Origin of the sequence: Halobacillus litoralis (assembly GCF_009856415.1) — a bacterium.
GTDB classification, from domain to species: Bacteria; Bacillota; Bacilli; order Bacillales; family Halobacillaceae; genus Halobacillus; species Halobacillus litoralis_C.
Genome location: NZ_WMEZ01000010.1, coordinates 41,106 through 53,989, shown reverse-complemented (window position 1 = coordinate 53,989; position 12,884 = coordinate 41,106). Strand labels below are relative to the sequence as shown.

General features: G+C 45.8%; 14 protein-coding genes. 2 read left to right on the top strand and 12 right to left on the bottom strand.

What is annotated here, in order from left to right:
- Positions 1-63 precede the first annotated feature (63 nt).
- A complete protein-coding gene (locus GLV98_RS18160; RefSeq protein ID WP_160917451.1) occupies positions 64-501 on the bottom strand; it encodes an OsmC family protein in 438 nt (145 codons plus the stop codon).
- Between the two features lie 208 nt (positions 502-709).
- Between GLV98_RS18160 and GLV98_RS18155 the strand changes: the two genes are divergently transcribed.
- On the top strand, positions 710-1,291 hold the full coding sequence (locus tag GLV98_RS18155) for a CDP-alcohol phosphatidyltransferase family protein (protein ID WP_160917450.1): 582 nt from the start codon (positions 710-712) through the stop codon (positions 1,289-1,291).
- Between the two features lie 13 nt (positions 1,292-1,304).
- Here GLV98_RS18155 and GLV98_RS18150 read toward each other — a convergent pair whose 3' ends face one another.
- The 8 genes from GLV98_RS18150 to GLV98_RS18115 form a co-directional block, all read right to left on the bottom strand.
- Positions 1,305-1,991: a Crp/Fnr family transcriptional regulator gene (locus GLV98_RS18150; protein WP_160917449.1), complete on the bottom strand. Its 687-nt coding sequence runs from the start codon at positions 1,989-1,991 to the stop codon at positions 1,305-1,307.
- Positions 1,992-2,047: 56 nt separating this feature from the next.
- Positions 2,048-3,004: a UV DNA damage repair endonuclease UvsE gene (uvsE, locus tag GLV98_RS18145; protein WP_160917448.1), complete on the bottom strand. Its 957-nt coding sequence runs from the start codon at positions 3,002-3,004 to the stop codon at positions 2,048-2,050.
- 369 nt (positions 3,005-3,373) lie between these two features.
- Positions 3,374-4,315 (bottom strand): nuclease-related domain-containing protein, encoded by a 942-nt coding sequence (locus GLV98_RS18140; RefSeq protein WP_160917447.1) that lies wholly within the window; start codon positions 4,313-4,315, stop codon positions 3,374-3,376.
- 88 nt (positions 4,316-4,403) lie between these two features.
- Positions 4,404-5,228: an aldo/keto reductase gene (locus GLV98_RS18135; RefSeq protein WP_160917446.1), complete on the bottom strand. Its 825-nt coding sequence runs from the start codon at positions 5,226-5,228 to the stop codon at positions 4,404-4,406.
- 114 nt (positions 5,229-5,342) lie between these two features.
- Complete coding sequence (locus GLV98_RS18130) at positions 5,343-6,182, bottom strand: SAM hydrolase/SAM-dependent halogenase family protein (RefSeq protein WP_160917445.1); 840 nt, start codon at positions 6,180-6,182, stop codon at positions 5,343-5,345.
- A 75-nt stretch (positions 6,183-6,257) separates the two neighbouring features.
- The gene (locus GLV98_RS18125; protein ID WP_160917444.1) at positions 6,258-6,746 is read right to left on the bottom strand and encodes a DUF1189 family protein; all 489 of its coding nucleotides are present in this window, start codon (positions 6,744-6,746) and stop codon (positions 6,258-6,260) included.
- A gap of 14 nt (positions 6,747-6,760) precedes the next feature.
- Positions 6,761-7,009, bottom strand: coding sequence for a DUF1450 domain-containing protein (locus tag GLV98_RS18120; protein ID WP_089652897.1), 249 nt, complete (start codon positions 7,007-7,009; stop codon positions 6,761-6,763).
- Between the two features lie 33 nt (positions 7,010-7,042).
- Entirely contained in the window at positions 7,043-7,975 is a 933-nt protein-coding gene (locus GLV98_RS18115; RefSeq protein WP_160917443.1) for a bifunctional riboflavin kinase/FAD synthetase, read from the bottom strand.
- 141 nt (positions 7,976-8,116) lie between these two features.
- Here GLV98_RS18115 and GLV98_RS18110 point away from each other — a divergent pair, with 141 nt between their 5' ends.
- Positions 8,117-8,656: an HD domain-containing protein gene (locus GLV98_RS18110; protein WP_160917442.1), complete on the top strand. Its 540-nt coding sequence runs from the start codon at positions 8,117-8,119 to the stop codon at positions 8,654-8,656.
- 42 nt (positions 8,657-8,698) lie between these two features.
- Here the strand turns inward: GLV98_RS18110 and GLV98_RS18105 are convergent, their stop codons facing one another.
- The 3 genes from GLV98_RS18105 to GLV98_RS18095 all read right to left on the bottom strand — a co-directional run bounded on the left by GLV98_RS18105 (position 8,699) and on the right by GLV98_RS18095 (position 12,875).
- Complete coding sequence (locus tag GLV98_RS18105; protein WP_160917474.1) at positions 8,699-10,192, bottom strand: UDP-N-acetylmuramoyl-L-alanyl-D-glutamate--2,6-diaminopimelate ligase; 1,494 nt, start codon at positions 10,190-10,192, stop codon at positions 8,699-8,701.
- 263 nt (positions 10,193-10,455) lie between these two features.
- A complete protein-coding gene (locus GLV98_RS18100) occupies positions 10,456-12,522 on the bottom strand; it encodes a heavy metal translocating P-type ATPase (protein ID WP_160917441.1) in 2,067 nt (688 codons plus the stop codon).
- Positions 12,523-12,536: 14 nt separating this feature from the next.
- Entirely contained in the window at positions 12,537-12,875 is a 339-nt protein-coding gene (locus GLV98_RS18095) for an ArsR/SmtB family transcription factor (RefSeq protein ID WP_160917440.1), read from the bottom strand.
- Positions 12,876-12,884: the final 9 nt, after the last annotated feature.

The window sequence follows — 12,884 nt, the reverse complement described above, 5'->3', positions numbered from 1 at the left end:
CCATCGTTTCCATGGGAATTTTCTGTATAAAAAGAGGCCCCTGGAGGAGCCTCTTCGTATTTGTTACGCTTTTTGCCACTCTACATTCAGTGTAATCCCTGCTGCTTTCAGTGTCGTGAAAACAGGACAGCGTTGGTCAACGATTTCTTGAAGTTCTTTGATGCGCTCCTGGGATTCCGATGTTTCTACTTCAGCTTTAATGTTCACCGTGTCAAAGTACGGTTTTACATCTGCCGTCCCCATCAACCCGCGCATATCCAGCGTCCCATTAATATCAAAGGAAATGCTTTGGAGATCAAACTTCATTTCCTTCGCCACCATGTTCGCCACGACCGTTTCACAGCCTGCGAGCGATCCTAACATCGTTGCAAGTGGATCAGCACCTTCATCTGTGCCACCCATTTGCTTCGGTTCGTCAATCGTCAATGTATGTTTTCCTGCCTCGATTTCCGATTTCATCCCTTGAGACTTACTCGTGATGGATACTTTATGTTCGGACATGAACGATTCCTCCTTGTTGTTAGTTACAGGGATACTATACACCCTGTTCGTTTACTACAAACCTCATGTGCTCAACATTGTAATCTACCTTACACTAGAAGCAGGGTGATTCTATTTCAAGGGAACATGTGCTATCGTCTAAAGGAATGACAATTGGGGTAAAGTGGTAACAAGACGTTGATATTATTTGCTAAAGCAGGTGTTTTTTATGCTCGATACGCACGCAAGAAAATTCGTCCAACCGTCCATTGAACGGACCGCTTCTTACTTTCTACAAAAAGGGCGCTCTGCCAATGAGATTACAGTGCTCGCTTTGTTCATCGGGCTGGGTACAAGTGTACTCTACGTTTTAGGATTTCCGATTTTAGCAGTCGTGTTTTTGTGGCTTTCCGGTTTTTTAGATGCCGTTGATGGGACGATGGCCAGGAATACAAAAACCTCCCCCTTTGGAACCGTGATGGATATTACATTCGATCGAATCGTTGAAATCGGGATGATTATCGCTATTGCTTATGTTCATCCAGAGGTCCTATGGCCGCTCCTTCTTCTCAGCGTTTCAATCATCGTCTCCATGACGATTTTTTTAGTCGTAGGGGCTGTATCGGAAAAGGCAGGAATCAAATCCTTTTACTATCAGGCTGGACTTGCCGAACGAACAGAAGGCTTCGTTTTGTTCAGTGTGATGATCTTATTCCCTTCATTCCTTTTTTGGTCCACGCTGTTGTTTTTTGCTGTAGAATTGTTTACAGGAATTCAACGGTTCATGGAAGCAAAACGGATATTAAAATAAAACCCACCTTGGCTTATGTAACGACTAAGCCGAGATGGGTTTTTGCTTTTTCTGCATCGATGGATAATACTTGGTTCTTTTTCAAATAGCCTTCCTTTTTTAAGCGGCTGATTTCCGCACTCGTCGTTTCCCTCGTCGCCCCGATCATCGTTGCAATGTCCTGATGGGTCAACTTCATCTCAACGGTCTGCCACTCCTGATGACGACGGCCGCTTTTCTCACTGAGCATAAGCAGTAAATAAAGAATTCGTTCCCATACCTCACCTAAAGCAATCTTCTCACTTCTCCTGTAAAAGTCGTTCAACTTTGACGAAAGCAATTGAACGAGACGAAGAGTGATTTGCGGGTACTTTTTCATAAATCGCTCAAACTCTTCCCGGCTCATTAGACAGACATATGTATCGGTCATTGCCTCGGCGTACATTTCATAATCCGTCAGGGTCAGCGTGGATGCCTCTCCAAACAGATTCCCGTCTTTCAAAATATCCAGGGTAAACTGTTTCCCTTCTTTGTTTGTCCGATATAACCGGATTTGTCCTTTTTTCAATATATATAAATGCTCCGCTGGATGGTCAGGGGAAAGGATGATTTCACCCTTCCCTACTTTTTTCATTTCACTGATCGCATCAACATCCATCAGTTCTTCTTTTGTTAATTCTTCAAACAAATTGACTTCGGATAAGAGGGTCTGTTTATCCATCCTTACACCCCTTTCACTACCAACAATATACTTGATTGGAGCACGCGCATGCAAAGTTAAACGTCCAAAGTCGCTTCCCCTACTCGTTTCACCCCTCGGATTTTTGAGAAGTCTTCGACAAGATTCGAAAGGGCGCGATCCTTTTCTTTCGCTTCAATCATAAAGTCTACATGTGTGCCGAGAGCCTTCAATTCTTTCAGGAGAGGCCGAATGAAATCAGCATCCACAAAATCAGCATGACTCCTGTACGCCTTTTCCGACTTGGGCGACGAAATATGAATCTTCGGTGGGAGACCAAGCCTGTCCCACGTTTTATAAAAGCGCGGCAGGATTTCAGACAGTGGCTCATCTTCGGTATGATTTGCCATGTAGTGATGGTAATCGAACATCATTGGGATATCCTCTTTTTCACAGACATCAAGGGTTTCCGTGGTCGTATAGGTTTTATCATCATTCTCAAGCGTCATCTGTTTCTTGATTGGACCTGGGAGCTTCTTAATATTTTTATGAAAACGAGCAACGGCCGCTTCTTTATCCCCATACGCTCCTCCCACATGCAAGTTGATATGAGATTCGTTGTGAAGCCCCATCGCTTTTAACATCGCATAGTGGTACTCCATATCTTGTACGGCATTGTCTGTCACGTGAGGACGGTCACTCGTAAAAAGAGTGAATTGGTTCGGGTGAAAACTTGTACGCATATGATGCGCCCGTACCAGTTCGCCAATTTCCTCGAAGAGATGGCGGAATGGCTTAATATAATCCCACTCCACCTCATCATGGGTTGCAAGCGGGATGATCGATGATGAAAAGCGGTACAGATGGATTTCCCTCGCAATGTTGTAGTGGATGATCCGCCGTGTGCGCTGCAAGTTCATTTCCGCAATATTGTGGAGCTGCTTTATGGCTGCTTCATGGCCTAATTTTTTATATCGTGCAAATGTCGTCGTCTTCGCAGGTGTCGCTTCCCATAGATTGAGCGCATGCGATACGTAACCGAACCGGATGATCATACAAAAGCTCCTTTACCGAAAAAATTGATACCTTTATGTTCCCCATATTTGGTGGGAATAACATAAGGGTCGGTTTGTGGAGTTTTGTGTGCGAGGTATTCGTACCTTACGCGCGTTCACAGCTTCTTGCGCGCGTTCCGGGCTTTCTTGCGCGCGTTCCGAGCTTCTCGCGCGCGTTCCGGGCTTCTTGCGCGCGTTCCGAGCTTCTTGCGCGCGTTCCGGGCTTCTTGCGCGCGTTCCGAGCTTCTTGCGCGCGTTCCGGGCTTCTTGCGCGCGTTCCGGGCTCCTTGCGCGCGTTCCGGGCTCCTTGCGCGCGTTCCGGGCTTCTTGCGCGCGTTCCAAGCTTCTCGCGCGTGTTGAGCTATCCCCCTAGAGCAGATACTTGATATATTTCCCTCCACCGACTGTACTTCTTGCATATTCAGAAAGAATCCGATAAACCACATGCCTAGAACTTATCTTAAGGAATTCCTGAGCTTCTTTATTACTAATTACCTTTGATACTAACGCCGCATATTCTCGCAAAGCTTGTTCATGTGCACGGTAAGAGCTATAAGAGCACATGGAGCATTTCCATTTTTCCTTGGCCCTCTTCATAAAATACTTGCCACACTCCGGACACCTTACCCCTTTCTGCAGATCAGAGTAATTCAGGTTGAACCGTTTCGTATAATCAGGGACAAGTTCTTGGTGAGCATCAGCAAGCGCACGCTCGACACGAATCAAATCAATCCGCGTCAGAACTTTTTCCTGATAAAACTCTTTCTTCCTTTCAATCGCACCAATCAACGATGTGGCACGTACCACTTTTTCATGAATCTGAGAGTCAGACGAGTCAAATTCAAGAACACACCTTCGATTCGTAAAAACAACTAGAAAATTTACCGGCACCCTAAGCCCCATATGCCGCAGCAACCATTCTTCGAGCAAATCTTTTTGCCTCTCTGCTTGCTCCACGGGGTCCTGAAACCCTTCCAGGTCGCGACGCATTTCTTTTTTCTCGCGGTGAATGATTATTTGACCTTTCATATTCTTTGCTTCAATGATCAGGATGAATGTAGGGAACAAGATCAGGGTGTCGATTTGGAAAAAGTGGTGGTCATCATAGAGGCGGAGGTTGTGAAGGATGGAATGAGGTTCATCCAAGTAATCGAGGTGAAAATCAAGGGATTGTTCGCCGTTCCAGCCGGCTAGTTTCGTGGAGAGCATTTCTTCCAATTGAGGGGTTACAGGGTGGTTAGGTTTGAGACGTTGCAGCAGCATTTCTAAATGGTTAATGTCAGGTGGGATGACGCGGGGTTTTATGTTCATGAGTCCACTCCTTTCTTCTTTATTAAAATCCATCCTCACTCCTTTGTCCATAAAAAAAGACTGCCACCGAAGGGCAGTCTTTCTCTATTTATCGCACGTTCATTTCAGATGGTTTCGGGCCTTTGCGCTCGCCGCGGTCCAGCTTGTTGATGGCAGCCATATCGTCGGCTGTCAGATCAAAATCAAACACGTCGAAGTTCTCTTCGATGCGGGATGGCGTGACAGACTTCGGAATAACGACCGTGTCGTTTTGCAAGTGCCAGCGGATAATGACTTGCGCTGGTGTTTTGCCATGCTTTTTAGCGATGGACTGGATCGTATCATTTTTCAATACTTCTCCACCTTGCATCAATGGGCTCCATGCTTCAAGCAGAATACCATTGTCGCGGCAGAAGTCTTTCAGTTCGTTTTGTGCCAGGAATGGGTGGCACTCGACCTGGTTGACCGCCGGCTTTACGTCACATTCATCAAGCAGACGCTGCAAGTGGTCGATATCGAAGTTACATACACCGATGGCTTTGACTTTGCCGTCTTTTTGCAGCCGTTCGAGCGCTTTGTATGTTTCTACGTAATCATCATATTCTGGTGTCGGCCAGTGGATCAAATAAAGGTCCACATAGTCTAACCCAAGTTTATCGAGGCTTGTTTCAAAAGCCTTCAATGTATTTTCGTATCCTTGGTCTGTGTTCCAGACCTTTGTCGTAATGAACAATTCGTCACGAGCTACACCACTCTGGCGGATCGCTTCACCGACTTGTTTTTCGTTCCCATAAATCGCTGCTGTATCAATCGAACGGTAGCCTGTTTCAATCGCTTTTGTAACGGCTGGAACCGCGTCTTTTTCTTCGACTTGCCAAACACCAAAGCCTAATTGAGGCATTTCAATGGTGCTATGTAGCGTAACTGTCTTCATTGATCATTCTCCTTTTCTTGTAAAGGTTTTACATGGGTAAGTGTAGCACAGCGCGTCCTCCCAAGCTTTTATTTTGCTCATAGACAAGAAATAACTCCTCGCAGAAGCGGGAAGTTATTTTTCAAAATGGATCGTCCAATTCGATCCTGTTCGGATGTTGTAGGCCCTGGCGAATGAGCCTTGATTGATCGCCACCGCTAAGTTATCAAGACTGTTCACATAGACGAGCGGTTCACCTTTATGGGTATCTGCGAACGAGCGTCCGAAGGTCATGGAATTATGATAAACTTCATCTCCGTTATGCAAAATGGACACGTTCAGAGTGTCTCCATAATGGACCCCCATTTGATTGAAAAAGTCACGCGGAATGTTTGTCCAAAGGTTGCCGAACCGGATATCAAGGATATCTATGATGCCCGAGACCGTCGATTCTTCAATAGTGGGGTCTTTGACGGAAATACGCTCAATGGAGTCTGGATCAAGGGAAGGTCCGACTTCATCAAAAGTGATGACTCCGGCCGCCAAACGTGCTCCGGTAAAGGCGTAAACATCCCGGCCATGAAAGGTGTAGGATTCTCCGGATCTTGGCAGGCGGTTCACTTTTTCATCAATTTCCCTTACTTCAACGATTCCCTCAGTCCTGGCGACATGAGTCAGTGTTCCATTATCCGGTGTGATGATAAAATGACCGGAACCTGTTTTCACACCAATACTTTTTCGTGTGGACCCTACCCCAGGGTCCACGACGGATACGAAGACCGTCCCTTCAGACCAGTAGGCCATCGTCTGCCACAACCTGTAAGAACCTTCCCAAATATTGAAAGGTGGGATGTCATGCGTCAAATCGAAGATCGACAATTGATGATCAACAGAATGCGCCACCCCATGCATGGCACTTACAGCTCCATCACTAATTCCAAAATCTGATTGCAAAACTAACGCTCTTGTCATCATACCCCACCTTTTTTCATTAAATAATGAATATTCTAACATATAAAAAAGACAAATAGAAAAAGTACCCGCGAGAACTCAAGGTTTCGCTGGTACTTTTGGATAAACCGTAATCATTCGATACATGTAGTAAACGAAGATCGCCATAAAAATAAGGGCGCTGATGGCGTTGGGTACGGTCAAATATTTTAATAACACGCTCAAAATCAAAGGCAGTGTACAAGCATAGGCGGTCAACTTCCACAGCTGCTGGTACGCAAGCTTTCGTGAAAGAGCTTTGCGCATAAGCAGGCTTCCGCCGGCAAGAATGGAGACTCCGACAAGGATGAGAAAAACGATCAGCAGAGGGTAGAAAACGAGAAATTGTGCCATGTACATCCCCCGCGATACCTCTGTCAGGTTCGTCTCTAAATACAAGATCGAGATCACCATGTCCGGTAAAAAGAGCAATAGCAGCAATACGAACAAATAACCGATCGTATGGGTGATGCCTTTCCGGTTCAAGTGGAACATCGCTTCTTTTTTCGGCAAACGCAAGCTGTTGATCAGTGAATCAAAAAAAACCATGGTCTTCTCCTGCCTTATTCAGCGTAAATCGCTAATTCTTCTTCGATTTTTGCGCGGATTTTCTGCAATGCTTCTTCGGGTGTTTTACCAAATACCCGCTGGTTATTGACAAGGGCGTACGGACGGAGGGCACACATGCCGCAGAAGGAAAGGCATTCACTAATGAGTACCGCCACTTCCGGGTATTCGGATTCAATAATGCTTTCGATATCCATTTCATTGATCAAGTTACCATCACAAACTTCAACAACGACAATTCCCATGGTGCTTCCTCCTTTCTAAGATGTCAGTATGGTTTATAAGCCTAAAATCGCACGTGCATTCTTTTCATCCTGGTGCATTTGTTCAATCAATGCATCCATCCCGTCGAAATTCTCTTCATCGCGCATGTGGCGCAGGAATTGGACGGTTACTTTTTGGTCGTACAGGTCACCGGAAAAATCCAGGAGGTAAGCTTCAACCTTATAAGAATCCCCGTTGACCGTCGGACGATAGCCGGCACTAATTAACGTGTAATAGTATTCAGGCGCTTCCTGGACTTTTTTCACAAGGCCGAGGTAGACCCCTGGTTTCACTTTGACATATTCATCAATCCCTCCAACATTCAATGTTGGAAAGCCTAATTGTCTGCCAAGCTGCTCGCCTTTTTCCACGACCCCTGTGATTTCAAAAGGTCGTCCAAGCATCGCTTGAGCGGCTTCCATCCGTCCTTGCGTCACATGTGTGCGGATATCCGTACTGCTCACTTTTCTGTCGTGAAGCTGGACACCGGGGACAATTGAAACACCTGCCCCGATTTGCTGACAGAGTTCTGCCAGCCCTTCAGCATCGGACCCTCTCCCTTTGCCGAAACGAAAGTCCTCACCGACGATCACATGACGGACGTTCAACCGGTTCAAGTGCTGAAGCACGAATTCTTCAGGAGATGTCTTTGCATATTCTTTTGTAAAATGGACGTGATAATAACGATCGACACCGAATTGCTCCAAACGGGTTTGGCGATCTTCAGTCGTCGATAGTGAATATTTGAATGATTCATCGCCTCTCAGCACCCATTTCGGGTGATCAGAAAAACCGTACACAGCAATTTTATCTTCGTCTATCGCCAGCCTTTCTGCCTCCTGGAGGAGAGACTGATGCCCTAAATGCACACCATCCATCTTCCCGATGATTAATACGACGGGCTCTGAGTTGTGAGGCGGTTGTCCTTGTACTTCAATCATTTCCATTTGCAAAGCATCCCCTTCAACCTGTTGATTAAACCTATTAATTATATAATATCCATTCTTATTTAATCAACCTTTATCACTTTTTGCAATCATTCTGCCCCTTTATTTGTTATGATGAACAAAAAAAGGAGCGTGTAGTCGATGATTGAAAAAGCGAAAGCATTCGCAGCCAAAGCCCACCATGGGCAAAAGCGGAAAAACTCTTCGGAAGACTATGTGGTCCATCCCATCCGGGTTGCGGATCTCTTAAAGAATGCAGGGTTCCGTGAAGAGCTGATTTGTGCCGGTTACCTTCATGATGTGGTCGAAGACACCAGCTACACCCTCCGGGATATTGAACGTGAATTCGGTATGGATGTCAGAGATCTTGTAGCCGCTCATACAGAAGATAAAAGCAAGCCATGGCAAGAAAGAAAACAGCATACCATCGACACCGTCAGGGAAGCCTCGTTTGAAGTGAAGGCGTTAATTATAGCCGATAAACTGGATAACTTACGCTCACTGCAGAAAGATATTGAAATTTACGGTGACGATGTTTGGAAAAACTTCAACGCAGGTGCTGATGCCCAGAAATGGTACAATCAATCCATCGTTGCCGTGATGACAAACGGACTGAATCCTGATGAGGTGCCGGAATACTTTTACGAGTACAAACGATGCGTTGAACAAACGTTTGATTAACAGAGAAACATCCAGTCTCAAGAGCTGAGACTGGATGCTTTTTTATTGAGCGACCGATGGGAAAAAGCTCTCTATGATTTTTTCGTCCGAGTGAGGAATTTCTTCACCTTTGACGATTTGCGAATTGTTGATGCAGCCACTCGTCAAAAGAATAATATCTCCTTCTTCTCCCAACTGCATGGATTTACGAACGCCTTCTTCCCTCGTCAATGTTGGATGAATGTTCGAAGCGTTTGGATTAGTAAAGCCAGTCATCACCTGATCGACCACGGCTTGTGGGTCATGATAGCCAGGGTGATCGACCGTGACGATCACTTCATCTGCTTTTCCTTCAATCGTTTTTGCCATCTTGGGCATTTTGTTGAAATCCCGGATGCCAATGCCTGCAATCATGACGATCAAGCGTTTGTGATCAAGCTTCTTGACCTCCTCCAGCAACCTGTTCAAGGCTACGGGTGTATGCGCGTAATCCAAAATCACTTTTTGATTCAGAGGCGTTTCAATGACCTGGAATCTTCCTTCAGGCCCTTCCATATTTGGAAGCACGTCCAACACTTCCTCCCAAGAATAGTCTAGATGGAAGGCTGTAGCGATTGCGGCCAGTACATTCGCGACATTGTAGGTGCCATAGACGGGAACGAAGACTTTTTTCGTGTCTCCCTCATAGGAAAGATCGAAAAGAGACCCTTTTTCCATAACCTCAATGTTTTCTGCGGACAAATCGGCCTGGGGGTGTCCTTCAATACTGTATGTCAGAAGACCATCCTTCCCCATTGCTAACAGCTCAGAAGCCATTCCCTCATCATCAATGTTGACAACACGGTGGTTCGCCTGGTTGAACAAACGCATTTTACATTCCCTGTAATGATCGATCGTCCGGTGGTATTCCAAGTGTTCTTCAGAAAAGTTCGTATGAACAGCCACATCATATTGAATGCCCTCTACCCTGCACTGATCAAGAGCAATCGAAGAAACCTCCATGACTGCGCCTTCATCATCCAAGTTTCTAAGGTCTCGGAAAATCCGGTGCAGATCCAGGGACTCAGGCGTTGTTGGCGTACTTTTCTTATATTGTAATTTCCGTTTCGATGACCAGATCCCTGTCGTGCCGATCGAACCAGTCGGAAGGCCAAGCAAAGTCAATAGTGATCGGATATAGGCCGTGACAGTCGTCTTGCCGTTTGTTCCGGTTACGCCAATGGTTTTCAGTTCTTCATCTGCAAATCCGAAGAAATCCTTAGAAAAAACAGACATAACGGAACGGACATTGTCTACAAGCAAGAAGGTGGTACGGTCGTAGATCCTTGAAAGATCCTCCAGCACCTTTTCATCACTGCCGATGATTGTGGCAGCTCCCAGACCGATGGCTTCTTCGATATATTCATGACCATCAAAGTTTTCCCCCTTTAAACAAAAAAAAGCGGCTGCTGGTTCGACTCTTTTGGAATGAAAAGCAAGAGTTCTCACCTCTTGTTGAAGGGGGCCGTAAATATGTTTGATATGAAGTTTTTTTATATGTTCGAATTGTATCTTCATAGCCATTATCCTCACTCTTTATATATGGTTTATCGTCGTCTTTTCGTAGCAAAAGTATGTATGTCAGACAGATGGTTTTGACGGAAATAAAGCCACTATTTACCGTACGACCATGAGAGACATTTCCCTTTATGCACCTCATCACAAACGCAAAAGTCACACACAAAACAAAAACGGTCCACTCAGCCTATATTTCTTCCAAATAAAACCACACCAGGTCATCCAGTATTTGGATGACCTGGTGTGGGGGTTATATCCATTTATTACTCATCTTTCATGAGGAGGATGGTCAGGCTAATGAGCGTGACGAGGATCGTTGCGCCCATATCGGCAAGAATGGCGAACCAAAGGGTGAGCCATCCTGGAATCGTGAGAAGAAGGGCAATGACTTTCAACCCGAGCGCGATACCAATATTCCATTTGACGACGGCATTCACCCGTTTCGCGATCCGGAAGGCGTTCGGCAGTTTGCCGAGGTGGTCCTGCATGAGAACGATATCAGCGGTTTCAATCGCACTATCCGTTCCTTTCCCCATGGCTATCCCTAAATCAGCCATCGCAAGAGCAGGGGCATCATTGATCCCGTCTCCAATCATGGCGAGTTTGGAATTTCTTTTTAATTCGTCGACTTTTTCAACTTTTTGATCTGGCAACAGCTGTGCATGGACATCAGTGACGCCAATTTCCGCAGCCACTTTGCCAGCCGTCTTTTCGTGGTCACCGGTCAACATGATCGTATGCTTGATCCCTAAGGAATGGAGACGCTTCATCAGCGTACGACTTTCTTCCCGCACTTCATCCGCTACGCCGAACATCCCAAGCACTTCTTTTTCATCAGAAACGATGACAAGGGTGAATCCATCTTCCTTAAGCTTGTCGATGTCTGCTTTTATACCCTCTGAAAGAGTTACATGCGTCAACGTCTGTTCGCTTCCCACATAATAGGTTTGATCTTCAATGACCGCACGGACGCCTTTTCCAGGAATCGTATCAACGGAAGAAGGTTCCAAAGAATCCGCCTGTTGGACACGTTCATCTTCTAAGATCGCTCTCGCAATCGGGTGGGAGGAATTTCTTTCAACGGCATGGGCCACCGAGAAGAAACGTTCCTCTTCATAAACGTTCACCGCATGCACTTTTGGCTCACCTTTTGTCAGCGTACCCGTTTTATCAAAAGCAATGCTTTCAATTTTTCCAAGCTGTTCAAGAAAAGCTCCACCTTTGACGAGAATGCCGTTCCGTGCGTTTTTCGTAATTCCGGAGAGAATCGCAATAGGGGAGGACAAAATCAAGGCACAGGGACAACCGACAATAAGAACCGCCAGTCCCTGGTAAAAAGAACCTCCCCAGGTTGCAGAGAAAAGCAGTGGTGGAAATACCATGACAAGTCCGGCAATGACCATGATCAACGGTGTATAGTATTTAGCAAAGCGGTTGATGAAGAGCTCTGTCGGTGTCTTTCTCTCCTGCGCTTCTTCCACTAACTGAAGAATTTTAGCGAGCGAAGAGTCATGGTAAGCTTTCGAAATTTCGACTTTCAACAGACCTTCATTATTGATGCTTCCCCCAAAAAGCTTTTCACCAGGCTTTTTGTCCACGGGCAGGGATTCTCCCGTGATCGCTGCTTCATTTACGGAGCTGTAACCGGCCATGATCACACCGTCTGATGGGATTTTCTCGCCTGCTTTAACAAGGACAAGATCTCCCTCTTGTAAGTCTTCAATTCCGACGACTTCTTCCGTACCATCTGCCAGGAGGCGTGTCGCTTGTTTAGGAGCAACTTTCAGCAATTGCTCCATCGAACTGCGTGCCTTTTCCATGCCGAGACCTTCCAAATATTCATTCAGTCCGAATAAAATGGCTACAAGAGTCGCTTCTTTCCATTCACCGATAGCCACGGCTCCGATGAGAGCAATCGTCATCAACGTATCAATGTTAAACTTCAACCGGGTTAAGTTTTTCAAACCTTTCCAGAATGTCTGATAACCACTGATCGCAATGGCAGCCAAATACATGCCGATCATGACGAACGGGGCAACCATTCCTTCCAATAAAAAGGTCGCACCAAAGATGAGCGAGGAAATAATGACGAGCTGCTTCATGTTTGGCCCATGACTATGATCATGGGATCCCTCATCATCGACAAGAGAAGCTCCGTCGGATTTCAATATCCGGCGTACCTTTTCCATATCGACGCCATCTTGGACTCTCAATTTACTCGATGAAAACTGAAGCTCAGAGTCTTCCCCATGATTGAGCTTGCGAATCTCCTCTTCCATTTCTGCTGCGCAGTTCGCACAGGATAAGCCTTGCAGTTTGTATTCCTTCATTCTCTTTCTCCCCTTTAATGGTGAAGAGCGTGATTGATGGTTTGTTGCAAAAGATCGATGACGTGCTCATCGTCGTGAGAATAAAATAATGTGGTACCCGCTCTTCGATACTTCACCAAACGTAGATTCTTTAAAAACCGCAGCTGGTGGGAAACGGTCGATTGGCGAAGTTCTAATGTATCGGCAATTTGATTGACGGACATTTCTTGTTCACATAGTAAATGTAGGATTCTGATTCGTGTCGGATCGGACAACGCCTTAAATGTCTGGGAAACGACGAACAATGTCTCTTCATCCAGTTCATTGGCGTGTTTTTTCTCCTGATCTTCTCGTTTATTTTTATCTTCACTCATGAAATCGAC